The organism is Thermogemmatispora onikobensis, assembly GCF_001748285.1.
In the GTDB taxonomy this organism is placed as follows: Bacteria; Chloroflexota; Ktedonobacteria; order Ktedonobacterales; family Ktedonobacteraceae; genus Thermogemmatispora; species Thermogemmatispora onikobensis.
Genome location: NZ_BDGT01000031.1, coordinates 14,447 through 39,607 on the forward strand (window position 1 = coordinate 14,447; position 25,161 = coordinate 39,607).

Annotated in this window: 24 protein-coding genes; 15 read left to right on the plus strand and 9 right to left on the minus strand. The window is 61.8% G+C overall.

The features are described 5' to 3' along the window. Positions 1–4: 4 nt before the first annotated feature. Positions 5–388: a lycopene cyclase domain-containing protein gene (locus BGC09_RS14045; protein WP_069804622.1), complete on the minus strand. Its 384-nt coding sequence runs from the start codon at positions 386–388 to the stop codon at positions 5–7. 545 nt (positions 389–933) lie between these two features. On the opposite strand from BGC09_RS14045, the gene BGC09_RS14055 reads away from it, so the two are divergent. The 4 genes from BGC09_RS14055 to BGC09_RS14070 all read left to right on the plus strand — a co-directional run bounded on the left by BGC09_RS14055 (position 934) and on the right by BGC09_RS14070 (position 6,046). Then, positions 934–1,776, plus strand: a complete 843-nt coding sequence (locus tag BGC09_RS14055) for a COG4705 family protein (RefSeq protein WP_218104054.1) — start codon at positions 934–936, stop codon at positions 1,774–1,776. A 405-nt stretch (positions 1,777–2,181) separates the two neighbouring features. After that, positions 2,182–3,534, plus strand: a complete 1,353-nt coding sequence (locus BGC09_RS14060) for a YncE family protein (protein ID WP_141727789.1) — start codon at positions 2,182–2,184, stop codon at positions 3,532–3,534. Positions 3,535–3,672: 138 nt separating this feature from the next. Beyond that, entirely contained in the window at positions 3,673–4,362 is a 690-nt protein-coding gene (locus tag BGC09_RS14065) for a response regulator transcription factor (protein WP_069804625.1), read from the plus strand. A gap of 19 nt (positions 4,363–4,381) precedes the next feature. Continuing rightward, positions 4,382–6,046, plus strand: a complete 1,665-nt coding sequence (locus BGC09_RS14070; RefSeq protein WP_141727790.1) for a HAMP domain-containing sensor histidine kinase — start codon at positions 4,382–4,384, stop codon at positions 6,044–6,046. Here the strand turns inward: BGC09_RS14070 and BGC09_RS14075 are convergent. Both BGC09_RS14075 and BGC09_RS14080 read right to left on the minus strand, forming a co-directional pair. Next, positions 6,021–7,763: a glycosyltransferase family 39 protein gene (locus tag BGC09_RS14075; protein ID WP_069804627.1), complete on the minus strand. Its 1,743-nt coding sequence runs from the start codon at positions 7,761–7,763 to the stop codon at positions 6,021–6,023. The genes BGC09_RS14070 and BGC09_RS14075 overlap by 26 nt on opposite strands. Before the next feature lie 463 nt (positions 7,764–8,226). Next, the gene (locus BGC09_RS14080) at positions 8,227–9,393 is read right to left on the minus strand and encodes an NsdA family TPR-like regulatory protein (RefSeq protein ID WP_069804628.1); all 1,167 of its coding nucleotides are present in this window, start codon (positions 9,391–9,393) and stop codon (positions 8,227–8,229) included. A gap of 179 nt (positions 9,394–9,572) precedes the next feature. On the opposite strand from BGC09_RS14080, the gene BGC09_RS14085 reads away from it, so the two are divergent. The 6 genes from BGC09_RS14085 (at position 9,573) to bioB (ending at position 15,095) form a co-directional block, all read left to right on the plus strand. Then, on the plus strand, positions 9,573–9,794 hold the full coding sequence (locus BGC09_RS14085) for a hypothetical protein (RefSeq protein WP_069804629.1): 222 nt from the start codon (positions 9,573–9,575) through the stop codon (positions 9,792–9,794). After that, positions 9,791–10,333, plus strand: a complete 543-nt coding sequence (locus BGC09_RS14090) for a hypothetical protein (RefSeq protein ID WP_069804630.1) — start codon at positions 9,791–9,793, stop codon at positions 10,331–10,333. The genes BGC09_RS14085 and BGC09_RS14090 overlap by 4 nt, the downstream gene beginning before the upstream one ends. Positions 10,334–10,489: 156 nt before the next feature. Further along, entirely contained in the window at positions 10,490–11,689 is a 1,200-nt protein-coding gene (gene bioF, locus BGC09_RS14095) for an 8-amino-7-oxononanoate synthase (RefSeq protein WP_218104055.1), read from the plus strand. Between the two features lie 132 nt (positions 11,690–11,821). After that, a complete protein-coding gene (gene bioA / locus BGC09_RS14100; RefSeq protein WP_069804631.1) occupies positions 11,822–13,189 on the plus strand; it encodes an adenosylmethionine--8-amino-7-oxononanoate transaminase in 1,368 nt (455 codons plus the stop codon). After that, on the plus strand, positions 13,186–13,992 hold the full coding sequence (bioD, locus tag BGC09_RS14105) for a dethiobiotin synthase (RefSeq protein WP_069804632.1): 807 nt from the start codon (positions 13,186–13,188) through the stop codon (positions 13,990–13,992). Before bioA ends, bioD begins: the two co-directional genes overlap by 4 nt. Before the next feature lie 35 nt (positions 13,993–14,027). Next, positions 14,028–15,095 carry a biotin synthase BioB gene (bioB, locus tag BGC09_RS14110; RefSeq protein ID WP_069804633.1) on the plus strand — a complete coding sequence of 356 codons (1,068 nt, stop codon included), beginning with the start codon at positions 14,028–14,030 and terminating at the stop codon, positions 15,093–15,095. A gap of 130 nt (positions 15,096–15,225) precedes the next feature. Here bioB and BGC09_RS14115 read toward each other — a convergent pair whose 3' ends face one another. The 5 genes from BGC09_RS14115 to BGC09_RS14135 all read right to left on the minus strand — a co-directional run bounded on the left by BGC09_RS14115 (position 15,226) and on the right by BGC09_RS14135 (position 19,293). Beyond that, complete coding sequence (locus tag BGC09_RS14115; RefSeq protein ID WP_069804634.1) at positions 15,226–15,567, minus strand: hypothetical protein; 342 nt, start codon at positions 15,565–15,567, stop codon at positions 15,226–15,228. Between the two features lie 137 nt (positions 15,568–15,704). Further along, the gene (locus BGC09_RS14120) at positions 15,705–16,742 is read right to left on the minus strand and encodes an RpnC/YadD family protein (protein WP_069804635.1); all 1,038 of its coding nucleotides are present in this window, start codon (positions 16,740–16,742) and stop codon (positions 15,705–15,707) included. Positions 16,743–17,029: 287 nt separating this feature from the next. Beyond that, a complete protein-coding gene (locus tag BGC09_RS14125; RefSeq protein WP_069804636.1) occupies positions 17,030–17,464 on the minus strand; it encodes a FliH/SctL family protein in 435 nt (144 codons plus the stop codon). Between the two features lie 132 nt (positions 17,465–17,596). Then, positions 17,597–18,622, minus strand: a complete 1,026-nt coding sequence (locus BGC09_RS14130) for an RpnC/YadD family protein (RefSeq protein WP_069804637.1) — start codon at positions 18,620–18,622, stop codon at positions 17,597–17,599. A gap of 425 nt (positions 18,623–19,047) precedes the next feature. Further along, complete coding sequence (locus tag BGC09_RS14135) at positions 19,048–19,293, minus strand: helix-turn-helix domain-containing protein (RefSeq protein ID WP_069804638.1); 246 nt, start codon at positions 19,291–19,293, stop codon at positions 19,048–19,050. 251 nt (positions 19,294–19,544) lie between these two features. Between BGC09_RS14135 and BGC09_RS14140 the strand changes: the two genes are divergently transcribed. From BGC09_RS14140 to BGC09_RS14150, 3 genes are all read left to right on the plus strand, one after another. Then, positions 19,545–19,814 carry a hypothetical protein gene (locus tag BGC09_RS14140; RefSeq protein WP_052890258.1) on the plus strand — a complete coding sequence of 90 codons (270 nt, stop codon included), beginning with the start codon at positions 19,545–19,547 and terminating at the stop codon, positions 19,812–19,814. A 134-nt stretch (positions 19,815–19,948) separates the two neighbouring features. After that, positions 19,949–20,698: a hypothetical protein gene (locus BGC09_RS14145; RefSeq protein ID WP_069804639.1), complete on the plus strand. Its 750-nt coding sequence runs from the start codon at positions 19,949–19,951 to the stop codon at positions 20,696–20,698. 29 nt (positions 20,699–20,727) lie between these two features. Then, positions 20,728–21,090, plus strand: a complete 363-nt coding sequence (locus BGC09_RS14150; protein WP_069804640.1) for a hypothetical protein — start codon at positions 20,728–20,730, stop codon at positions 21,088–21,090. A gap of 196 nt (positions 21,091–21,286) precedes the next feature. On the opposite strand, the gene BGC09_RS14155 is transcribed toward BGC09_RS14150, so the two are convergent. Then, positions 21,287–22,324 carry an extracellular catalytic domain type 1 short-chain-length polyhydroxyalkanoate depolymerase gene (locus tag BGC09_RS14155; protein WP_084658854.1) on the minus strand — a complete coding sequence of 346 codons (1,038 nt, stop codon included), beginning with the start codon at positions 22,322–22,324 and terminating at the stop codon, positions 21,287–21,289. Positions 22,325–22,791: 467 nt separating this feature from the next. Here BGC09_RS14155 and BGC09_RS14160 point away from each other — a divergent pair, with 467 nt between their 5' ends. Together BGC09_RS14160 and BGC09_RS14165 are read left to right on the plus strand one after the other, a co-directional pair. Further along, a complete protein-coding gene (locus BGC09_RS14160; protein ID WP_069804641.1) occupies positions 22,792–24,051 on the plus strand; it encodes an ABC transporter substrate-binding protein in 1,260 nt (419 codons plus the stop codon). A gap of 188 nt (positions 24,052–24,239) precedes the next feature. Next, positions 24,240–25,157 carry a branched-chain amino acid ABC transporter permease gene (locus BGC09_RS14165; RefSeq protein WP_170293296.1) on the plus strand — a complete coding sequence of 306 codons (918 nt, stop codon included), beginning with the start codon at positions 24,240–24,242 and terminating at the stop codon, positions 25,155–25,157. Positions 25,158–25,161: the final 4 nt, after the last annotated feature.

Consider the following 25,161-nt stretch of genomic DNA (forward strand, 5'->3'; position numbering starts at 1 on the left):
TTGCTCAGGCTCCCTTCTTGTTGTTGGCTGGCTCTCTCTGTGGAACCTTCCGTCCGGGGACCCTCCGCCTGGGACCAGGACCAGGGTCAGGGGGCAAGAGAGCAAAAAGCAGGAGGGTGGTCAGCAGGGTCTCTAGCAGAGCGAAGAGATATTCTTCAAGCGGGATGAGCCAGAGGCGCAGGCCCCAGGTCTGGGTGGGGGACCAGTTCCAGATGCCCCGCGCGACGGCGGCATGATCCCAGGGGGCCATAGCAAGCAGGACGATGCCGCCGAGCAGCGCTGTGACCAGCCAGTAGTAGCGTCGACAGAGCAGTCGTCGACGCAACAGAAGCGCCAGTAAGGCGCAAGGTGCAAGCAAGAACAGTGCCAGAAAGCCAGCGTAGGTCATTAAAGATCTCTCCCAAAAGATGTGTTGGACCCATCTTGAAACCAGTAGCGACGTTCAACTGCCGAGAGATCTCGCTCATAGAACCTCTCCCTGATAAGGACGCGCGCCGCACTCTTGTCTGACCCTCTGCCAGCCACAACGCGCTGGTGAGCCGGGCTCCTGTTGCTGTCTGAAGATGAGCTGACTCCATCTTTCTCTCTTCGTGGCCGGCTGAGGATTTCCATCGTTCTGGTAGAGCAGTGATGGAGCACGAGAAGGATGGGGCCGCTGCCATGCTTCCTGTGGCTCCTGGCAGTGCAGAGATGCGCCGATTGGTCGATGGGCCGCTCTGCCTGCTGCTACTCTTGCGCGACATTGATTGCACTGCACGGAGGGACAGATCGACGCGATGCATACTCCTCTTCCTGTGGCTCCCGCTCATCCAGTAAGGGGAGGGGAGCCAATTGAGCCTGTTCGGGCTTTTCTTGGGAATGTTGGTGCTTGTTGCCAGCTCCGAGATCGGGGGCGAGGGGCGCTGTCAAGATGTGAGCCGGAAGGAGGCTGCCGTGTCTGACAGGCGCCCTTCTCCGTTGGGAGTCCATCCTGCCAGGCAGGCGCCACCTTCGCCTTCTCCTGCGCTCTCACCCCGGCAATGGCAGCCGCTGCTCGTCAAGGTACCGGAGATCACAGTCTATTTCTGGGTGATCAAGCTCCTGACGACGGCCCTGGGGGAATCGACCTCGGACTTTCTGGTTTACCAGATCAATCCCTATGTGGCGGTGGGCCTGGGCTGTTTAGGGCTGGTGGCGACCGTGATCTTGCAGCTCTGGCTGCGGCGCTATGTCGCCTGGGTCTACTGGTTGGCGGCCTTGATGGTGGCGGTCTTTGGAACGATGGCCGCCGATGTCTTGCATGTGGTGCTGGGTGTCTCATATGTGGTCTCGACGGTCCTTTTTTCGGCGGCTCTGGCGGTGATCTTCGTGGCCTGGTATGTGTCTGAGCACACGCTCTCGATCCACAGCGTCTATCGCGGGCGCCGTGAGCTGTTCTACTGGGCGGCGGTGATCGCTACTTTTGCCCTCGGAACAGCGGCAGGCGACCTGACGGCAGCTACCCTGAATCTCGGTTACTTCCCCTCGATTCTGCTCTTCGCGGTCCTCTTTGCGCTGCCCGCCTTGGGCTACTGGTTGCTCCGCTTCAATGCGATCGCAGCCTTCTGGTGGGCCTATATTGTGACCAGGCCCCTGGGCGCTTCGATTGCGGACTGGCTGGGCAAGCCGTATCTGGGCGGCCTGGGTTTCGGCGACGACAAGGTCTCGCTGGTCTTGCTGATCTTGCTGGTGCTGTTTGTGGCTTATGTGAGTGTCACGCGCCGCGATGTGCAGGACCGCCCTGCCGAGACGCGCTGACTGCCTGGCTTATGACTGGTTGACTGCAAGCGGCAGGGACTGGCCTTCACCGGGTCGGACAAGATCATGCTGGGTGCCCTACCACCTTCAGCGGCGGGTGGCGGGGCACCCTGTTTTTGGCTGCCTCTTTGGCGGCAGGTCTGGCTTGCTGACTGGCGCTCGGTAGTGGGCTTCTCTCATCAGTGGGGGCGCGTGCCGCTCTCTTGGGGATGATGCTGGCTCTGCTGCCGTTGCTGGATGAGGTTCTGCGTAGGTCATCGAGATGCCCCCCTCTGTTTAGCTCCAATTCAGGTCTTTCAGGTATACCTTCTATAACGAAGAGTCAGTCAGTCACGCCTGAGCAGAGTCTCCGTAGTATTCACTCATGCCCTGACTCCTATGGAAGGGGCAGAGAGGGGGGAGCCGATGAACTGCATAAAGATGAGGGGCAGCGCGCAGCCTTTGCAGCTCTTCTTGCTGGTGACGGTTGTCCTGCTCCTGGCGTTGGGGGCCTGTGGTGGCCAGCCAGCGCCGTCGCGCGGAGGCGGAGAGAGGCAGAGTCTCCTTGGAAACAACGTATTGTATGTTGTGGATGGTTCACCTTCCAGCCAAAGCAGCCAGCGCCTACTCGTGTTTGAGGCCGTGGGCAAGTCTTCTGGGAAGGTCTTGACCTTGCCCGTTGGGTTGATGTCGCAAGATCACCACCGCCTCTATCGCGCGCTGGCAGGAGGAGGACAGACGAGGATCACAGTGGTTGATACACGCTCGGGGGAGACGCTGCGCTCGCTGACCATTGCCGGCAGCTACTCGACCGCGGACCTCGGCGCCGGCAAATCATTGCTCTCTGGCGATGGTCGCTGGCTTGTGTTGCGTGATCTCAGTACGCCAGCTCAGAGCACCCGTCTCGCGCTGATCGATATGGTGGCGGGCAGGTTGGCAGCTACCATTAGCCTGAGCGGCGATTTCGATCTTGATGGCATTTCATCCCAAGGGCGCATCCTTTATCTGCTCGAATATCTTGATCGCGCCGCCTATCACTATAATGTGCGAGCATATGATGTGGCGGATGGCCGACTGCTGCCCCAGGTGATCGTTGACAAGAACGAGCCTGATGAGAAGATGCAGGGGCTTGCTCTGACCCGCCAACTGGCACCCAACGGAAAGGCCGCCTTTACCATCTACATCAATCCCGGGCAGAATAAGGCCTTCATTCACGTTCTGCCCCTCACTGATCGGCTGGATGACCCGCTGCTGGCGCGCTGCGTCGATCTGCCGACCGGGACAGGTGCGCAGGCCAGGGCCTTGCTCCACTTCTATACGCTGGCTCTTTCGCAGGATGAGCAGACCCTGTACGCGGTCAATGCGGCCCTGGGGGTGATGGCAGTGGTTGATGTCAGGCTCGCGTATGATCCGAAGAGCGTGACGGGGGTGCCTGGGCCAAAGACCGAGCAATTCAGTCCTGGGCGCATGCAGCAGGCGGATGCCAAGGCCATGAGTCGCCAACTGGCCGGCGGGGCGGTGCTCTCACCTGATCAGCGGCGGCTCTACGTTGTTGGCCTGAAAGGCATCTGGGTTTTTGATCCTCAGCTGCCGGGCCTGCAAAGCGAGTATGTTCCCCAGCAAAGCTTCACTGGACTGACCATTGATGGGACGGGCAGGATGCTCTATGCTGTCAGTCCTACTGAGGGGATTATCCCCATCGACCTCAGCAGCGGCGAGTCCCAGGCTCCGCTGAAAGTGCCGGCCAGGACTCCCTGGGCGATTGGTCGTCTTGATTGATGAGCGGTTTGACGAGTGATACGAGTCAGGCTGGCTGTGGCGGGGGAACGGCCTGCGGTCTTCGGTTGGGGGCCGTGCCGTCTCGCTCCGCCGCGGCCCATGATCGAATCTGGGGGCCTTCCGGCCCCGCCAGGCAGGATGAAGAAGGCACACATTCTGATTGTTGACGACGATAGCCGCCTGGTCAACACACTGCGGCGCACCCTGATCTACGAGGGCTTCCAGGTCTCGACGGCCTTTGACGGACAAAGTGCGCTGGAGGCGGTACGGGCGGCTGTGCCCGATCTGGTCATTCTCGATATCATGCTCCCCGGCCTCGACGGTCTGCAGGTCTGTCGCCACCTGCGCGAGGCCAGGGAGCGTGTTGCCATTTTAATGCTCACGGCGCGTGATGCGGTGAAGGATCGCGTACAGGGGCTAGAGCTGGGGGCGGATGACTATCTTGTCAAGCCCTTTGCGCTTGAAGAGCTGCTGGCGCGTGTCAAAGCGCTGCTGAGGCGCGCAGCTCCGCCTGCCCTCAGCCGTGAGGTGCTATGCTTTGCCGATCTGGAGCTGGACACGGCCACGCGCCAGGCCCGGCGCGGCGAGCGTCTGATTGAGTTGAGCACGACGGAGTATGAGCTGCTGGTACTCTTTCTGCGCAATCCGCAGGTGGTGTTGACGCGCGCTTTCTTGATGGAACAGATCTGGGGGTATGATTTTGAGGGGAGTCCGAATATTCTCGAAGTCTATGTTGGGCGCCTGCGCAATAAGCTGGAGCAGCAAGGGGAGAAGCGGCTGATTCAGACGGTGCGCGGCGCTGGCTATGTCTTGCGGCTTTCCGAGTAAGGGGAGCCGGAGGAGGGCGATGGTAGCGATGGCAGCGATGGTAGCAATGGCGCCGAGGGCCTGGAGGGTGCTCCCGCTGCAGGTGCGCCTGACACTGGTCTATATGCTGCTGCTGGGGCTGGCGCTGGCTGCTTTCGGGTGGCCCGTCTACCGGCAGGCTGAGCGCACGGCCTATCAGGGGCTGGATGATCTGCTACGCAGCCGTGCTGCAAGCGTGCGCTTTGGAAAGATCCTCTGGGCCAGTGAGTGTAGTGCTTCTGCGCAGGAGTCCTTGCCGCGGGAGCTGCCTGTGCTCCTCAACGGGGTTGACACGCTGGGGGCGGGGGTCTCGATCGAGGTGCTGAGCGCGACGGGAAAACTGCTGGCCACGACCTCGGGGGCCGGGGCGGCGGCTGCCGCGAACGCCAACCCGCTGGAGGCGCTGGTGTATCTTGATCCGGGCAGCATGACACCTCTTCCCCAGCCGGTGCCCTGGGATGCTGCCGCGTTTCGGCAAGTTATCCAGAGCAGTCGCAACGAGTCCGTGGCGGCGGGGGAGGAGGGCCTCTTCACCACCCTTTCCTATGGTGGCCGTCATGTGCGCGTCTACACCCTGCTCAGCGGTCCTGGTTGCCAGGGGGCCTATCACGTGATCCAGGTAGCGCGCTCGGAGCAGGATATCGAGCAGTGGCTGACCTGGTTGCGCGCAGCGCTCCTCGGAGGGGCTGCGCTGACGCTGCTACTTGCCATGCTGGGAGGCTCGTTTCTGACGCGGGGGCCGCTGCGGGCCATGCAGCGCATCACGCGCACAGCCCGGCAGATTAAGGATGCGCGTGATTTTAGCCAGCGGCTGCCTCTGGATGGTGGTGAGTTGGAAGGAAGTAAGGAGCTGGGGGAGCTGGCTCGCACACTGAATAGTATGTTAGCCGCCTTGGAAGAGGCTTATCGTGCTCAGCAGCGTTTTATCGCCGACGCTTCCCATGAGTTGCGGGCCCCTGTGACCTCCATTCGTTGCAACCTTGATCTGCTGGCGCGTGCGCCTGATCTGCCAGCTAGCGAGGTGCAGGCGGCGCTGGAAGATGCCCGCGCGGAGGCCCAGCGCATGGGGCGTCTGATTCAGGACCTGTTGTTACTGGCGCGTAGCGATGAGCAGCAGCGGCTGCGTGTCGGTGGCGGGCAGGAGTGGCAGGCAGCGCAACGTTCCTTGTCGCGTGTGCCGCTTGACGATCTGCTGCTGGAGGTCTTCCATCAATACCGGCGGCTGAGCCGGCCCGAGCGGTCCGAGGGCCAGGGGACTCTCGACGAGGGTGATTGCGGGCCACGGCTGGTGCTGCTGCAGACGGAGCCGGTGCAGGTCTATGGCGATGCTGACGCTCTCAAGCAGGCCCTGATCGCCCTGGTGGATAACGCGCTCAAGTATACTCCTGCCCAAGGGACGGTCTCGCTGGCGCTCTCGATCGAGGGGGGGCAGGCGCAACTACGGGTGAGCGATACGGGGATCGGCATTGCGCCCGAGGACCTGCCCTATGTCTTCGAGCGCTTCTATCGGGCCGATCGGGCGCGCAGTCGCGACCGCGGTGGTAGTGGGCTGGGGTTAGCCATTGTGCGCAGTATTGTGCAGGCGCATGGGGGCAGTGTCAGCGTTGAGAGCACACTGGGCCAGGGCAGCACGTTTGCAATCAGGTTGCCGTTGGCGGAGCCGTAGGGACCAGCGTTGACAACCGGCTGCTGGCAGTGGCCGGGGAGCGCTCTGAGGAGATCTCTGGTGCAACAGCGTAGAGGCGCACACTGATGTCCCCGGCGCTGCTCATGGAGGCCAACAGGCGGTAGTGGTGGTCCAGCCAGCTCTCAACGGCGCTGACTTGCTGGGCAGCCTGGCTATCGGGGACGCGCCCGACGATGTAGAAGAGGCGCGGGTGTTGGCGGGCGTAGGCGGCGACGGCGTTGATGTCGAGGGCGGCGTCTGGTGTGCGTCCCGGGGCGGCGTAGCCACTGTCGGTCTGCCAGGAGAGTAGGTTGCCCGGGGCGTCATTGGTGAAGTGGGCCTGGCTGATGGGGTAGGCGGCGAAATAGTATTCGAAGGAGACCTGACAGCCCTGGATAGTGTTGTAGCAGACAAGGCCGTCGTTGGGCTGGTAGTGGTGCTGGAGCCACATGGCAGCGCTGCGCCGGTCTTCGAGCTGGGCGTGTGGGTAGTAGTTGAGAGCATTGACGAAGGAGAGGGCGACGAGGAGGAGAGCGAGCGCTCCCTGGAGCAGACGCGGACGCACGAGTGAGAGGCCCAGGGCGCTGAGGAGGGCGAAGGCGGGCATGGTGACTACCAGGTAGCGGGAGGAGAAGAGGCGGGCTGGTCCGAGTGAGAGGCCGAAGCTGAGCAGAATGGTCACGATGAACCAGCAGCTGATGAGCCAAAGCAGCGGCAGGTGATCAGCGGCCAGATGCCTGGCATAGGCCAGCCAGCGATTGCCGTGCTGGACAGAGAAGGCTAAGCCCTGACGTTCGGCCCGGCGCAGGATGAGGGCCAGCGGGATCAGTAGCAGGGCTGGCAGGCAGCTCAGGACCAGCAGGGTCACGAGTGGATGATCGCCGCCGAGCATGACGGCCAGCAGGTTGAGCAGGTCGTGGAAATGCGGCTGTGCCAGCCAGTCGGTCTTACCAGTTTGCCTGGCGACGGGGATCAGCGGGAGGGCGAGCAGGCCAATAGCGACGAGGGCGCTGGCGATGAGCTTCCAGCGCTGGCGGGCGTCTTCGCGCCAGGCTGTGGGCAGCAGCCAGAGGCCGGCAATGGTTACAAGCTGGATGAAGAAGATGACCAGGCTGAAGAGCTGGGCGTAGAAGGCCAGGGTGGTGGTGACCACGTAGAGGGTCCACCAGCCGGCCAGGCGTCGGCGGGCGGTGTAGCAGGCAGCCAGGGCGTACCAGGAGAGGGTGAGCAGCAGAAGCTGCAGGGCGTAGGCCCGCGTTTGCTGGGCGTAGATGAGCGTCGAGTAGTTGAGCAGGTAGAGCAGGGCGGCGCAAAGACCGGCGGTGACGCTGAGGTAGCGTTTGCCGAAGAGGTAGACGACAACGACGCTGAGGGCGGCGCAGATGGCCGAGGGGAGGCGGACGATGAATTCGGTGGGTGCCAGCCCGAGAGCGCCGGTGAGTTGCAGCCAGAAATGCAGTAGGAGATAATACAGCTCCATATTCGGCTCAGGTCCCCAGATGGCTTGCCAGAGCCGCGGCAGTGGTTGGCGCGCCAGTTCGACGGAGAAGGCTTCGTCAAACCAGAGGCTGGGCGATCCCAGAGCATGCAAGTAGAGCAGCAAGGCGAGTAAGAACAAACAGCTGACGGGTAGCCAGGCTATGGCCAGGTCAAGCGACGCGCGCGAGCGAAGCTGCGAGCTGAGTGGGCCGAAGGACTTCCGTGCGACAGGGTTCATTGTGGCCTCACCCTTTATGAGTAGAGTCAGAGTCAAGAGCAGACTATCGATATGGATGAGCATAGCATAAGCAAGCGAGAGGCAAAAGTGAGCAGGACAGAGGTAATGGAGAGGGCAGGTAGAGGAGGCAGCCGTGGGCAGTCGGGGAAAGGTAGCTGAGGCACTGGGGCTAGCAATGGAGGCGTGCTAGCTAGGTAGGAGCCTCTGACTCGTGCTGTAGGGATGCTCGGTCAGGGGGTACTCGGCCTGGCTCCAACCGCGGAGACGACGGTAGGTGTGGATGAGGTGGCCGGAAAGCATTCTTGGATAACAAGAACGAAGGCATTCTCCGCTTCTGATAGGTAGCATAGTGTGCCATCATAAGGAACATGTAGTACCGTTTTTAGCTCTAGTCTTCCTGCTATGGTAAGAGCCAGGCACGAGCAGGCTGGCCTGGAACGATCATGCTGTGCTCTCAGGCTGATTATTCTAGCTTCCTTCTTGCCTCAGACAAGGCGTCTTTCAAAGTATCAAGACGTTTATCCTTCCCGATGGGGAGTACGCGCAAGCGCTGATACGTTTTTTCGACCCAGCCTAGCTGACGTCTTGATTGATAGGAGGTGGCTAGTTCTATCCCTTTCAAGGACAGAGAGATTCCCTCATCTAGCTCTCCCAGGCGTAGGTAAGCCTCTCCCTTATCAATCAAGTACGCTCCCTGCTCTCGCAGTGGCCTGAATGGGCGCAATTTGTCTGTCTGCTCATAGACCTTGAGAGCCTCGGCAGGTTTCCACAACTCTGAGAAGCCACCGGCCTTAGCCCAGAGGACATCATCGAGGCTGAAATCGTTGGCCAGTCCGGCGAGGCTGTCCTGCTGGCTGGAGGCCAGATCGAGGGCCTGCTCGATGCAACGCAGAAAAGGGGTTTCCTGGCCGCTGTCCGCGTAGACCGTGGAGAGATGGACGTAGTACATGCCCTGGGTGGCCGGGCTGGTGCTACCCAGATGCTGGCGAGCGGCCTCGAAGCAGCGGATGGCCGTTTCGAAGCGGCCCCGCTTGCGCAAGAGGCTGCCCTGATAGACCATGCCGATGGTGAGCAGATCGGGGTCACGAAGCTCCTCGCCGAGGGCGATGGCTTCGGAGAAGTGGCCGGCGGCGGCAGCCAGGTCGAGGCGGTCGACGGCCATGCGTCCGAGCATCTGGTGGGCGTAGGCGAGCAGCTGCTGAGCGGGTTTGAGGAGGTCGCCGTGGTAAGAGATGAGGGCCTGGTCGAGTTGGGAAACGAGGTCGTGGAGCTTGTCTTGGAGGGAGGGGGCTTGATCGGCGATCCAGAGCAGGTAAGAGAGCTGGACCATGTCGCGGCTAGGGGCGAGGAGCATCTGGAGGATGGCGCTATCGGCTTGTTCGGGGCGCTGGATCTGGATGGTGCGGCGAGGGATGCCGCGCCCGATGGCGTCGAGCTGGTCTTGAGGGATGTCGAGGAGGTCGGCGAGGCGCAAGACCTGCTGGAGGCTGTCGAGCTTACGTTTGCCGCGTTCGATCTGGGAGACGTATTCACGGCTGTAGCCCCAGCGTTGGGCCAGGTCGGCCTGGCTCCAACCGCGGAGACGACGGTAGGTGCGGATGAGGTGGCCGAAAGTATTCTTGGGTAACATAACGAAGGCATCCTCCGCTTCTAATAGGTGACATTGTGTGCCGTCGTAAGGAACATGTAGCACCGTTATCGCCCTGATATTCCTGCTATGATACAAGTCAGAGAAGCATCTGACTATCTCGATGGACAGTATAGTCGTTCGACGAAGATACTGACAAGTAGAGAGGAGGAAACTTCAACATGGCCACCGCGCCCCAGCCCTGTCTCCCAAGCGTAGCGAGCAAACAGCCGCTCTGCGAGCGCTGCCTCTGCCGCAGCCTCTATCTCACCCAGCCGCAGCTTGCCGCCGTCAACCATCTCCCTCGCGAGCAGGTGGCCGAGACTCTCGCCGCTCTGTCCCAGGAATGGGAGCGCCTGCGCACCAGCAGCGGAGGACTGGCCGTCTGGGGGCGCAAACCATGAGCCGGCGCCGTCCTTCTCCTCAAGAGCGCCAGCCGAGACGCCCGCGCCGCCGTTCGCTGCTGGCCGGCATGCCGCAGTTTCCACTGACCACCCTGGTTGAATGGGTCCTTGCCGGGCGTCTGCTGGCCGAACTCCAGGAGCAGCTCTTTGCCATGCTCTCCCCTGGCGGACAAGCCTGCTGGGAGCACTGGCTCCAGGCGCGAGAAGTTCTCTGGCTCCAGGGACCCATTGCCCGAGAGTTGAGTGATGAGGAGCGAGCCACCCTGTGCGGCATGCGAGAAATAGAGGAAGTGCTCACCTTGCTGCAGCGGCGCTGCCAGCAGACGATGGCCAGCCGGACAGCCTGCCTGGTCTATTTCACTGAGCCGGAAATGCACCAGGTCCGCTGGCTCCTGGGCCTGGTCGAAAGCTTACTGAGGCGCTTCTGCCATAGAGTGGAGACGAGAGATCTGTCGCTCGAACTGCGCCTTGGGCGCAGCCTGCTGCGGCGCCTTGGGAGAACCCTGCGCGACCAGCCGCGGCGTGAGAGCCTCAACTGAGCCGTCCCCCAAAAGTGCCCTTGTCAGCCTGGGCTGGCTCCGCTACAATAGGACCGACCGCGTCGCCTCAGCGCCTCGCCGGAGCAGAGCGCAACCGGGGCCACGAGGCAGAGCGAGCCAGAGACATCACAGCAGTGAGCGAGGGGGACAGGTAGAATGATGCAAGAGGGCAGGCCCCTGGATTTCATGCGCGAGCGGCTGGAGGCCCTGCGTGAGGCTCAACTCTATCGGCGGCTGCGCCCGGAACTGGGGAGTAGCGAACCCTGGCTAGAGTGCAACGGGCATCGCCTGCTCAATCTCAGCTCCAACAATTATCTTGGCCTGGCCACCCATCCAGCCCTCAAAACAGCCGCCAAGCAGGCCAGCGAGCGCTACGGTTGCGGCGCCGGCTCCTCGCGGCTCATCGCCGGCAGCAGCGATCTCCACGCCGAACTAGAGCGGCGCCTCGCCCGCTTCAAAAGGAGCGAAAGCGCCCTTCTCTTCAACAGCGGCTACGTTGCTAATGTCGGCGTCATCACCGCCCTCGTCGGTCCCGGCGACCTCATCCTCAGCGATGCCCTCAACCATGCCAGCATCATCGACGGCTGTCGACTCAGCCGCGCCACCTGCAAAGTCTACCCGCACAACGACAGCGATACCGTTGCACAGCTGCTTGCCGAAGCATATCGCAGCGGGCAGTATCGCCGAATCCTCGTCGTCACTGACTCCGTCTTCAGCATGGACGGCGACGTCGCTCCCCTGGGGGACCTGATCGCCCTCTGTCGTCAGTACGGCGCCCTCCTGCTCGTCGACGAAGCCCACGCCACTGGCTGTCTGGGACCGGGCGGGCGCGGGCTGCTGGCTACTGTAGCGAGCGACTACGAGGGCCTCATCGCCATCGGTACCCTCAGCAAAGCCCTCGGCAGCTTTGGCGCCTTCGTGACCGGCCCGGTCCTGCTCACCGACTACCTGATCAACGTCGCGCGCCCCTTCATCTTCACCACTGCCCTACCTCCGCCGGTCATTGCTGCCTCCCTGGCCGCGCTCACCCTCCTTGAAGAGCAGCCCACACTCGTCGAGCGTCTCCAGGCCAACGCTGCCTACCTGCGTCGGGGACTGCAAGCCCTCGGCTATGACACCCTGACCTCCCGCACCCATATCGTGCCGGTGCTCGTCGGCGATGCCGGGCTGGCCCTCAAGATGGCGGCGCGCCTGCAAGATTATGGCGTCCTCGCCGTCGCCATCCGTCCGCCAACGGTCCCAGCGGGCATGGCGCGCATCCGGGCCAGCGTCATGGCCGTGCACGAGCGCAGCGACCTCGATTTCGCCATAGAGGCCTTCGAGCGTGTCGGGGGCGAACTGAAGCTGCTCCGCTGAGCGCATGGGCCGGGCAGAGCTGAATCAGGCTCGGCCTGAGCAGCCCGAAGCAGGCCAGAACGCGGTAGAGGTGGAAGTCTGGACGTGCCGGCAGAGAGATGGAAAGAGACAACGGAGGAGAAAGGAGAAGCTATGGCCTCTCACAGCGAGAGCATTCGCTGGCAGAATCTCGACAAAAGCGTCCTCTGGCATCCCTTCACCCAGCAAAGCGACTGGGAGGCGGAAGCCCAGCTTGTCATCGAGCGCGCCGATGGCTGCTATCTCATCGATAGCGACAACAATCCCTATCTTGACGGCGTCTCATCGCTGTGGGTCAACATCCACGGCCATCGTCATCCGACCATCGATCAGGCCATTCGCGAGCAGCTAGAGCGCGTCGCCCACACCACCTTTCTCGGCCTGACCCACCCTCCTGGCATCGAACTGGCGCAGCGGCTCGTCGATCTCGCGCCGGGGCGCCTGCAGCGCGTCTTTTACTCCGACACCGGGGCTGCCGCAGTCGAGATCGCTCTGAAGATGGCTATCCAGTACTGGCAACAGTGTCCCTCGCCCCAGCCGCAGCGCACCAAGTTTTTCGCCCTGCACAGCGCCTATCACGGCGACACCGTCGGCGCCATGAGCGTCGGCGGTATCGACATGTATCGTCGTTCCTATCTAGCGCTACTCTTCCCTCATGTTGAAGCTCGCAGCGCCTACTGCTATCGTTGCCATCTGCAAAAAAGCTATCCGGCCTGTCAGATGGCCTGTCTTGAAGAGGTGGAGCGAGTCATCAGCACCCATGCTCACGAGCTGGCGGCGGTCATCATGGAGCCATTGGTCCAGGCAGCGGCGGGCATCTATGTTTATCCCAAAGGCTACACGCGCGCCGTCTGGGAGATCGCCAAACGTCATGGCATCCTCTTCATCGCCGATGAAGTCGCCACCGGCTTCGGGCGCACCGGCAAGATGTTCGCCTGCGAGCACGAAGGTATCGAGCCTGACCTGATGGCCATCGGTAAGGGCCTGACCGGGGGCTATCTACCGCTGGCGGCCACCCTGGCCACCGAAGAGATCTATCGCGCCTTCCTTGGTCCTGGGCGCACCTTCTATCACGGCCACACCTATACCGGCAATCCGCTGGCCTGTGCGGCGGCCCTGGCCAACCTGAAGGTCTTCGAGCAGGAGGAGACTCTGCAGCGGCTGGAGCTGCGCATTGCCTTGATGGAGGAGTGGCTGCGCTCGTTCCGCGCTCTACCGATCGTCGGAGACATTCGCCAGTGCGGTTTTATGGTTGGGATCGAGCTGGTACAGGACAAGAAGACAAAGACGCCTTTCCCGCCCGAGCAGCGGGTGGCTGTGCGCGTTATCAAGGAAGCACGGAAGCGTGGCCTGATCTTACGTCCACTTGGCGATGTTCTGGTCATCATGCCGCCGCTGGCGATCTCGCATCCCGAGCTGGTGCGCTTATTGGACATTACGTATGCTGCTATCGAGAAAGTTGCGGAGGAAGTGCTCTCATGAAATGGGCCTGCTTTATTACTGGCACCGATACGGGCGTTGGCAAGACCGTGGTTACGGCGGCCCTGGCTGCGGCCCTGGTACAGCGCGGGCTGCGCGTCGGGGTGATGAAGCCGGCAGAGACCGACTGTCCCCCGGAGCAGGGACGTGAGGGGGCCCATGATGCGCAGTGGCTGCGTCAGGTGGCGCACTGTACGGCGCCGCTGGAGCTGATCGTCCCATATGCCTTGCCGCTGCCGCTGGCCCCGACCCTCTCGGCGGAGGAGGCCGGGGTCACCATCGAATTGGCCGAAATCGTCCACTGCTATCGACAGCTCCTGGCGACCCATGATGCGGTGCTTGTCGAAGGAGCGGGTGGTCTCTTGGTGCCGCTGACGGCCCAGCAGACTATGCTTGATCTGGCCGTCACGCTGGGGCTACCGCTGCTGGTCGTCGCGCGCAACGTCCTGGGAGTCATCAACCACACCTGTCTGACCGTCGCCGTGGCCAGCCGGCGGACGCGCGTCCTGGGCGTTGTGCTCAACCATCCGGGAGCACCTGACGAGAGCGATCTGTCGGTGCGCAGCAATGCCGACGCCTTGCGGCGCTGGTGTCCGGTGCCGTTGTATGGTCCCTTGCCCCATCTCACCGACCTGAACGAGGAGACCCTGGCGGCTGCCGGCAGCCAGCTTCTGGGCGCCGGATTGCTGGAGAGCATGGCGCTGGACATCGCCGAGGGTCAGGGAGTTGGCACGACTGCGGCGGCGTCGGCGTCGGCGACGGAAGAGGGGATTCCCACCGAGCCGCTCAATGAAGCGGGCGCCTGATTACCGGCAAGCTGCCTGGGGAGGAAAGAAGATTGATGATTGTTGATTTTCAGCATTTGGCTGACAAAGCCATCAATGGAGAGGTTTTGACGCGCGAGGAATGTCTTGCGGTGCTGACCTGCCCGGATGAGCGTGTCTTAGATCTCCTGGCTGCGACCTATCGCGTGCGACTGACCTTCTGTGGTCGGCGTGTGCATCTGCACATGCTCATCAACGCCAAGAGCGGGATCTGTCCCGAGGATTGTCATTATTGCTCGCAGTCGAGTATTTCGCGGGCGGCCATCGAGCGCTATCCGCTGGTCAGTCTGGAGCGTCTGCTGGAGGGGGCGCGCCGGGCGAAGGAGGCGCACTGTCGGCGTTATTGCATTGTCATCAGCGGGCGTGGTGCCAACAATCGTGAGATCGATTTTCTGGTGCGGGCCGTGCGGCGTATCAAAGAAGAGGTGGACATTGCCATCTGCTGCAGCGTCGGGCTGATCTCGGAAGAGAAGGCGCGCCGGCTCGCTGAGGCGGGAGTGGAGCAGCTCAATCATAACTTGAATACCAGCGAGCGCTACTATCCGACCATCTGTACGACACATACCTATGAAGATCGCTGGCAGACCCTCCAGGCGGCGCGGCGGGCTGGCTTGCACCTGTGTAGTGGGGCGATCTTTGGTCAGGGGGAGTCGCTGGAGGATATTATCGATGTGGCGCTGGCCCTGCGCGAGCTGGAGCCGCAATCGATTCCGGTGAATTTCCTGTTGCCAATTGCGGGGACGCCCCTTGAGAACACGCGCTATTTGCGCCCCTATGACTGCCTGCGCATTCTCTGCCTGATGCGCCTGACGAATCCAAAGCAGGAGATTCGCGTCTCAGCGGGGCGTGAGGTGCACTTGCGTTCATTGCAGCCATTGGCGCTCTATGCGGCCAATTCGGTCTTTGTGTCGGGCTATCTGACGACGCCGGGGCAGCATTATGAGGAGACGTGGCAGATGATTCGTGATCTAGGCTTTGAGATTGAGGAGCATGTCCCTGAAAGGCCGGAGGAGGCGGCAGCGGTCCTGACGGTTGATGAGGTCGGTGAGGCCGGCAAGTCGGTTCAAGCTGGTGGGGCTGACTGAGGAAGGCTGCTGGACCAGGCTGCCTGCCGGTTCATGGATCACGAAAAAGCAGAGGGCAACCGTCCTGCTTTGAGCGAGCGGGATGGTTGCCCTCTTTCTGCACAGGTCTGGGAGTGCGGGGGGGTGAGCTTTAGGGTTCAGTGTCGTCGCTTTCGTGCTCGAGGAGATAGGGGAGCAAGAGAGCGCGCAGGTGCTCGGCGTCAGGGGCCTGGCCGATCATGAGCAAGAGCTGATGGATGGTGCGCAGCGAATGGATGTGAGCGGCCACGGTGGTGGCGAGGGGCTCCAATTGGGGGAAGCAGCTGCGCACACCGGTGACGAAGTCTTCGCGGCCCTGCTGGAGGGCTTGCTGACGACCCTGCTGGAAAGCTTGCTGAATACCTTGCTGAATGCCTTGCTGCAGTCCTTCCTCAATGAGGGCACGGGCAGCGTCGGTCTGTTTGAGTTCGGCGATGAGGTCATCGAGTGACATAGCGGCCTGCGATCCTTTCCTTATCTTCGTAGGGGGTGAGTGATCAGCTCCCGCTCGTGACGAGTGGGAGCTGACCAGAGAAAGGGAGAAGCTAACTCCGACGGCGGTGAAAGTGGGTGATGAGAGAAAGGGTCTGGCTAAGGCTGGGAGCCGTTGCCGGTCGGCGGCTGACCCGTGTTGTCAGGCAGGTGGGCGAGCAGCGACGACTGGAGCTCCTCGGCGCTACGTGCGAGGCCGATCGTGAGCAGGAGCTGATGGATGGTGCGCAGCGAATGGATGTGAGCGGCCACGGTGGTGGCGAGCGGCTCCAACTGGGGGAAGCGGCTGCGCACGCCAGCGATGAAGTCCTCGCGGCCCTCTAGCAGGTCTTGCTGGATGCCTTGCTGAATACCTTGTTGGATGCCTTGCTGAATACCTTGTTGGATGCCTTGCTGAATACCTTGTTGGATGCCTTGCTGAATACCTTGCTGCAGCCCTTCCTCAATGAGGGCACGGGCAGCGTCGGTCTGTTTCAGTTCTTGTAAAAATTCGGTCAGCATCGTGAACTGCTCCTGAAGCCACTGGCGCTCGCTGGCGGGAGCGTCGGCCCAGGCCAGCGAGGCTAACAACAAACCCACTTCGAGTAACTCATACTGACGTGCCTGCTGCAGGCGCTCGATCATCGCCCGGATGACCTGGCGACTGCGCCCCTCGCGAGTGAGTGGCAGCAGAGGTAATAACCCTGGCAATTGTCTCGCAAGCAACTCCTGCGCGGGCAGCTCCCAGAGCTTGATCACCTGAAAGTAGAAGTCGTAAACGGGGGTAGCGTTAGGCAGTTGACGCCGGTAGGGTGTCGCAACTACCCCGCAACGACGCAGATAGATCACGCAGGAGAGCACAGGATAGCCGTAGCGTTCGTCTGCAAGGATATTATACATCAGCAGACGCTGGGCCATCTTGCCATCGGCCCGGCTCTGAAACTCTAGATGAATGAGCAGCGTTTTCCCTTCCAGAGAGCAGGCGCTCAATGTGTCGGCGGCGAGCAGCCCTAGCTCAGGAAGGGACGGATCGGGTTTCAGGACAAACTCCCCAGAGGCATGCTGCAGCAAGCGAGCCTGCGGCAGAATATAGGTGATCAGGTCCTGTGCCGCCAGCCCGAAGAGTCGCTTCATGCTCCGGTCCCAGTGGGAAACCATCGCCCGGTGCACTTCCTCCTTGATGGCAGAGCTTCTGAGAGGAGTATACCAGCTTGAGTAATAGAGATCAATATCTAAAACGATAAATTTTCCTGAGAATGTGTGACCATTTCTAAACAAGCAAGCTATATTTAAAGAAGCGAGCAGTGAAATGGGAGCCACGACTCTGCCCGGGTAGTGGTGGTGAGGAGGAGGGCCGTCAGCGCAGAGCGAGCAGGTGGGTGCGAGAGGGCGTGCTCGCTCTGCGGGCCGACGGGATCTCGGAGCAGGATCAGCTCTTGGACTCGCTAGCGGGAGCCGTGGTCGGTGGGAGCGCTTGGGGGCTGGTCATCGCTTGCGGGCAGGTGGGCGAGCAGGAGAGCGCGCAGACGCTCGGCGTCGGGCAGAGTAGCGGCCTGTCCAGTGAGCATCAAAAGCGTGTCAAGATCGCTGATGGCGGTAGCGGCCAGAGCGGCAAGCTCGCTGAGAGAGGAGAAACGGGCACTGACAATGTCTACCAGGAGCCGTCGGTTCTTCTGGAGACTTTCTTGTAGGCCCTCTTGACGGCCCTGCTGGAGGCCTTCTTGTAAGCCCTCTTGACGGCCCTGCTGGAGGCCTTCTTGTAAGCCCTCTTGGCGACCCTGCTGGAGGCCTTCTTGTAAGCCCTCTTGACGGCCTTCCTGGATAAGAGCGCGGGCGGCGTCGGTCTGTTTGAGTTCGGCGATGAGGTCATCGAGGGACATGGCAGCTCCATCCTTTCTGTATGAAGAGGGGTGGGTGGGTGGTCAGCCCCGCTCTGAGGAAGCTGCGGCTGACCACCGTGAGGGGTGAAGCCGGCTCCGACTTTGGTGAAAGTGGAGGGTGAAGCGTTGAGGTTATGGCTGGAAGCCGTTGCCGGTCGGGGACTGACCCGCGTTGTCAGGCAGATGGGCGAGCAGCAAGGAACGCAGGTGCTCGGCGTCGGGAACAGTGCTGGCCTGTCCAGTGAGCGTCAAAAGCGTGTCAAGATCGCTGATGGCGGTAGCGGCCAGAGCGGCAAGCTCGCTGAGAGAGGAGAAACGGGCACTGACAATGTCTACCAGGAGCCGCCGGTTCTTCTGGAGACTTTCTTGTAAGCCCTCTTGACGGCCCTGCTGGAGGCCTTCTTGTAAGCCCTCTTGGCGACCCTGCTGGAGGCCTTCTTGTAAGCCCTCTTGACGGCCTTCCTGGATAAGAGCGCGGGCGGCGTCGGTCTGCTTCAATTCTTGTAAAAATTCGGTCAGCATTGTGAACTGCTCCTGAAGCCACTGGCGCTCGCTGGCGGGAGCGTCGGCCCAGGCCAGCGAGGCTAACAACAAACCAACTTCGAGTAATTCATACTGGCGCGCCCGCTGCAGGCGCTCGATCATCGTGCGGATAACCTGGCGACTGTGCCCCTCACGCGAGAGCGGCAACAAAGGCAGCAACCCCGGAAGCTGCCGCGCCAGCAAGGCCTGTGCCGAAAGTTCCCAGAGTTTGACGATGCGAAAGTAGAACTCATGCACAGGCGAATCATCAGGCAGAAAGCGCTGATAGGGCGTCGTCGGGACACCACAGCGGCGCAGGTAGATGACACACGAGAGCACCGGGTACCCGAAGCGCCGGTCTGCAAGAATATTATACATCAGCAGGCGCTGGGGCATGCTGGGGTCAGCCCGACTCTGAAACTCCAGGTGGATGAGCAGAGGCTTGCCCGCCAGCGTGCAAGTGCTCAAGGCATCAGCGTACAAGGCTCCTAGCTCGGTGAGCGGCGGATCAATGGCAAGCACAAACTCGCCCGAAGCCTGCTGGACATGGCTGGCCCCCGGCAAGACAAAGGTGATCAGATCCTGCGCGGCCAGCGAGAACAGCCGCTTCAGGCTGAGATCCCAGGACGAGACCATAGAGTGAGGCGCTCAACCTCCTTCAGCGTGCTGAGGGAAGTATAGCAGATTTGGAAACATAGATCAAGGGCTTTTGATGGAAAGATCGCTTGAAAAAGAAGTGATCATTTCTAAACAAGCAAGCGATATTTAGTAGAGCCACTGCGAAAGCCTCTCACAGCCGCTCGCCGGCCTGCTTGACGGAAGGAGAAAACTGCGGCAAGGCGCTGCCCCGTCCGTCCGCTCCGCGGGCAGGGACCTCACGCCGCCTGCTCGCGCTCAAGAGAAAGTCGGTCTGAAGGGGCCTGACGACGGCCAGACTGGCAGGCTGAAACTTCGAAGGCACACAGCATGATCAGTGGGACAGTGGGACAGTCGCCGGGAGCAGCTAGCCCATATCTCGGCGCTCACAGTGCAAGACGAATGGGGACAGGGAAGACGACAGCTCACTCTTCCTGGTCCTGGTGCCCGTTCTCCGCTTCTTCCTCCGGCCCCTCAACCTCTTCAAGCAGCTCTTCCATCGGCACCTTGAGGTAACGCGCTACTTTCCAGAGCGTCAGCGAACTCGGCATGTAGTGCTTGTCGTTCACCAGACGCCGAACGAGGTTGATGGGGACATTGGCTTCGCGAGAAAGGCGACCTTGACTGATTCCTCTCTCTCGCAGGATTTCTCTGACACGCAAACGTAGCATAGGAATAGCACTCAGATTCTCCCCAGCTTTCTTGTTCTGAGTATACAGATCACTTACTAGTGATAGAACTCCCCTCATCAGAGCACTCTGATAAGAGGAGTCTAATCTAGTGCATTTCATTAGAATCCCCAAACTTTAGAGCGCTCTTATAAAAGATCCTTGATAAGAACACTCTGATATGATATACTTGATCTGGTACTACTACTACCGAAGATCCCAAAGATGCCTATCTCAAGAAAGGAGCGTGCAAGATGACGCGCCAGGAAGCTGAAGCGCTGGCCGAGCGCATCCGCAACGATCGAGAAGCGCGGGTCACGGTCCTGCGCATTCAAGAGCAGCGCGAGCCGCCGGGCAGCTATCATCTGCTCTGCGCCCATGCCAATGGTCTCTGTTTCCTGGTCACCAAAGAACAGGACTGGCAGCGCCAGCGCCAGCACGCGCTAGAAGGTCATCCCCTGACCAGGCTCGCTCTGGAGAAAGAGAGGTGGGAACCGTTGTCGCACTTCGACAGTGCCTTGTGAGATGGTGAGGGCGGCCTGCCTTGCGCTGCTGGTCTTGCTTTGCCTTGCCTCGCCTCGCCTGATGTGATGGTGATGGCCTGCTATTTCGTGGAGTTGGCTTTGTTACCTTGCTGAAGAAGTGGAGAGTGGTTCTGATGTTACGACGCACCCTCTTGCTCGGCTCGCCCGCGCTGGCCCTGGCCCTGACCGGGACCGGAACGGCTGCGCAAGACGCCGACGCCTGTGACGATCCGACCGTGGTCCTGGCGCTGGATAAAGACGAGTGTCAGGCGCGCCTGCTGATGCGAGCGGCGACGCTGGCCGAACGCAGCGGCAGGCTGGTTGAGGCCCTGCGCCTGACGCAGGCGGCCTCTGAGCTAGCCCGGCGCTCGACTTCTCCCTACACCGAGGTCCCCGTCGCCTATCTGGCGGTCCTCTGCGGCGAATATGCCCGTCAGCACCACGATACCCCCATGTTGGAGACGGCCCACAGCCTGGCGCACAAGCTCCGCGGCACGCTCCTGCACGATGGCGACCTGGCTCAGCTCCGCCTGCAGCTTGCCCTGTTGACCAGGCCCCAGGCCGCTGCTGAGCTGGCCCGCCTCACGCTCGACGTCTGGTGGCACCCTGAGCTGATGCTCAGTGACGGAACCTGGCACTGGGCACGCGGGGGCTTTGTGGTGAAGTCGCTGGAAGCTCTGATCCTGGGCGGCTACCTGGCGCAGGCCCGCGAGCTGGCCGACTATTTTGCCCGCCATCCGCAGACCTTCACCGCCTACGAGGCCCTGCGCTGGGAATGGGCCGCCATTCGCACCCGCCTCTACGGCTGCCTGACTGAGCGCCGCGCCTTCCGCCGCCAGGCCTGCTGTCGCGGCTACGTCCGTCAAGCCGTGGTTGCCCTCTAATAAGGAATGCCTGGAGGAGGCTCGATGCAATGATCACTGTTCAGGGAAGCGCAGAAGAGAGCCAGCCCACCACGATGGCCATCTATAAGGCGATCGCGCGCCGTCGAGAGAAGGATTATCGCCGTCGGCTGGTGGCCTCGGGACGCGCCTGCCGACCCTATGGCTCCTTCGGCGATGATCCTGTCGCCGTGATGGTGCTCACCCCACGTTTCGAACGTGCCGAGCGCGAATTTCTGCCGGCTCGCATTCGACGCCGCCTGCGCCGCTATCGCCTGGGCCAGACCTGCGCTGAGACACCCGCCAGACCCGCCAGCGCCCAGCCCGCTGCAGCGTCTGGCTCACAAGCAGACCCCTTTCCGATCCGCTCTTCGAGTGTTCGTTTGCTCTCTTAACCCTCTGGCCCGCTCAGGTTGGGGAGGGCGAGTCGGTCGCGACCGGTCGCTCTCCCCCGTCTTCTGATCCTGCCACCGGTCCGGGTGACGACGATGTGCAAGAGCGTCGCGCCGCCCGGACCGGTCCCGTGTCGACTCAACAGCCAGGCTGCTGGCCTGCTGCTGCCAGGGCAGGAAGCCGCAAAGTGGGGAATAATCAGGACATGGGGTGATTCATAAAGAAGGTGTACATGGCGTTGGTCGCGCTCGGTCCGGCGGGATCGGTATAGCTACCGCTGCTGCTGCCGCCCGACCAGGCATGGCCCATGCCGTAGACCTTCCAGTATTCCTGGATCTCTCTGCCACTGCTATCGGTCCAGGTCTGGACCGTATAGGCGTGTCCCCCCGGAACCTGGCCGTTGCTGCTGCTCGACGGGCTGCCGAAACTGGCGTTGTAGCTACCGCCCGAGGCGAGAGAGTCGGTCGTCATCCACTGCTGCACTACCTGATCACCATTGATCGGATAGACCACGTAGTCGCTCTGACCGTGGAAGACAATGGTCGGCACAACCCGCGCCCGGCTGCCCATCTCCTGGTAGGCAAGCTGGCCCTGCTGCTGCGGATCAGGGCCGCCATAGAGCTGAGCCAGCGGCGCAGTGTAGGCCGAGGTCGCCGCCTGGTATTCGAGGCCCGAAGCCACACCGATAGCCGCAAAGAGATCAGGATAGGTGACACCCATAATCACGCTCATCGCCGCCCCGGCTGAAAGGCCGGCCACGTAGACGCGCTTACGATCAATCGTCCACTGCGACGTACGCTGCTCAACGGTCTGGACGATGCCAGCGATGATGGCCGGCTCGCCATAACCTCGTACCTGGTTGCTTGGCAGGAACCAGTTCCAGCAGGCAGAAGCATTATACAGGGTCGTCTGCTGGGGATAGACCACAATGAACTGCTGCTGATCTGCCAGGGCGTTCATCTGCGTCCCAGCGGCGAAGTCAACGGGTGTCTGCAGGCAGCCATGCAGCATGACGATCAAAGGCACTGCAGTGCCGACATGGTAGCCGGCAGGGGTGTAGACGTAGTAGGGACGGCTCCCCGCTGGTCCGCTATAGAGATACTGGACAAAGGTGCCGCCGCTGGCATGGGCCGCCGGCGCTGGCAGAAGGAAAAGGCTCGTCAGCATGAGGACGAGAAGGCCGACGAGCAGCCAACGGCTGTGAGGAAGAGGACCAGGGGGCGTGGAGTTCGGCATACGGCAATCTCCCTTGCTTGCTCATGGATGCCCTCATGGCATCGCGAGGCCGCGGTCTGTCTGCGGACAGACCTGAACAGGTTGTCTGGACAGGAAGGGCAGCGCTGTCGCCATCCTGCGCTCGCCGCCTCCGGCCAGCCCCGACCCACTCGGGCGCTAACCAGCTCGTCAGTGACGCTGGCCCTCCCTCGCGAGTCGGGCCTGCCTCGGCTGACCGGAGGAGCGAACATGACACATGATTCATGTATCATATTTCGCCTGATCCTGTCAAGGGTAGAAGGTGGAGAATTCCCCCTTGACAATGGCGGTTTTCCGACTATCATGATACATGAATCATGTGTCATATGATGAGTGACTCATGATTCACTCAGCTGATCACTGCGATAGCCCACGCATAGCCCAGCACAGCGATCGGTGTGGCTGCTAAGCAACGAGGCTGTCACCAGCGGAAGGAGGAAAGCGAGACCATGAGGCTTCAGCGACCACCAGCACCAATGGAGCAGCGCAGACGCGGCGGTTCCGGTGTGGGCCTGCTTCTCCCCAGCGTACTCCTGTTCCTGCTCCTCTTGAGCGCCTGTGGGAGCACCAGCGGCGGCGGAGGCGGGGGAAGCAGCACCAGCGCGCCTGGAGTCAGCGCCGACACCATCACCATCGGGGGAGTTCTAGACACCACCGGTCCCATCAAGGTTATTTGTGCTCCGATCTTGCAGGGGGACCAGCTCTATTTTAACCAGATCAATGCCGCTGGCGGGATCAATGGGCGCAAGATCAAATTCATCCAGGTCAGCGACAATGGCGACTCCACGCGCACGCGCGATGCGGTGCGTCAACTCGTCGAGCAAGACCATGTCTTCGCCATCTTCCAGGTCTGCGGCTCCGGCAATGCCAACGTCGCCGAGAGCTACACCGTCCCGCGTGGCATTCCTTTTATTGATCCCATTGGCGGCGGCTCCAAATACACCGACCAGAGCGGCAAGGCCCTACCCTGGGTCTGGATGACCCAGCCCAACTATGGAGACGAAGGGCACGTCATTGGCTACTATGCCGCCACCACCCTCAAAGCGCGTAGTGTTGGCCTCCTCTATGAAGACGACGTCCTTGGGTTGCAGCAGAAGACCACCCTGGGTGAGGCGCTGCAAAAGTACGGCAGCAAGCTCGTGGCCTCCGTCGGCTACAACGCCACTCAGACCGACTTTTCGGCGGCTCTCCAGACCCTCAAAGCCGCCGCGCCCGACCTGATCGTCCTCAACGGCCTGCCCAGTCCCACAGCGCGCTTTGTCGCTACCGCTGCCGCCCAGGGCTATCGTCCGCGGCTGGGCTACCTGGCCAACTATCCGATGGCTGACAACTCCTGGGCCAAGGTCCTGGGTGCTGCCGGCGAAGGCATCTACGTCAGTGGCTACACCAGCATGGACACACCCGTGGCGCAGCAATATTTGCAGGCCACCCGCAGCGATCCTGTCTTTAGCGCCTACAAGTTCTACGGCTACATCAATGCCAAGATCATGGTCGATGCCCTGCGCAAGGCCGGCAGTAATCCCACGCGCGCCAGCCTGCGCGACGCTCTCGACCACGATTTCGTCAACTACGATACTGGCTTTGGGCCGACGCTGACCTGGACGCCGGAGCGTCACGGGGGGGTGAGCGACTTCATGTTCTTCCAGATCAAGCAAGGGCAGCTCACGCCTGTCAGTTCGTTCGTCAAAGCCAGCGCCGTCTGGCCCTAGAGCCTGCTCTGTCTGCATGGGCGTGGGGTGAGAGACGGTGCTCGCCTGCCGCCTGCAACTCGACAGCCAGCGCCGCTGCTGTGGCCTTCCTTATAAACAAGAAGGGCGCCGGCGGTCTAAGGCTCTGGCTGTCGTTCTGCTTGTTTGCTGACTGGCTCGTCCTGGCTGACGAAGAGAGGAGGCACCTTGTGCTTGCACTGCTCCAGGTCCTGCTGTCGGGGCTGGTCACCGGCAGCCTCTACGGCTTGCTGGCGCTGGGCATTGTTCTGATCTATCGCACGACGGGCGTGCTCAACTTCGCCTACGGAGCGCTGGCTGCCACCTCGACCTGCTTACTGTATATCCTGCTGACGGGGCCGCGGCTTCCCTTCTGGCTGGCCGTCCTGCTCAGCCTGCTCTTTGCCCTCCTGCTTGGCGCCGTCGTTGAGCGCGCCTTTGCACGTCCGCTGCTGGCGGCCCCTATTCTCACCAAGGCCATTGCTACCCTCGCTTTAGCCCTGGTGCTGCAGACGCTCGTTCAGGCGCTCTGGCCGCAACTGACCTCGCCGGTGCACTTCCCAACTCCTTTCGAGGGCCACGCCCTGCGTCTCGGCGGCCTCTATCTCTCGCTGAGCGATGCTCTGGCGCTCCTGACGACGGGCCTGCTGCTCATCGTGTTGCAGCTCTTTCTGCTGCGCACGCGCCTGGGTATTGCCATGCGAGCGACCGCTGATAGTCTCGAGGCGGCGCGGCTGATGGGCATTCCCGTGGGGCTGATCTTCCTGCTCGTCTGGATACTGGCCAGCCTTCTGGCTGCCGTTGCCGGCATCCTGATCGCCGCCCGGCAGACCGTGATCGACGTGCAGTTCATGGACCCGGTGCTCTTACTGGCCTTTATCGGCGCCGTGCTGGGCGGCCTCGACCGTCTGGAGGGGGCGGTACTCGGCGGTCTGCTCGTGGGTCTGGCGGAGAATGTGCTGGCTCTGCTGCTGGCCGGCCACAGCCTGGGCGCCCTGGACCTGGGCAATCCGGGCGTCCGTGAGGCCCTGATCTTCGCCGGCTTTGTGCTCTTGCTGCTGCTGCGTCCCCGCGGACTCTTTGGCGGGGCCGCCCTGCGGCGTGTCTAGCGCG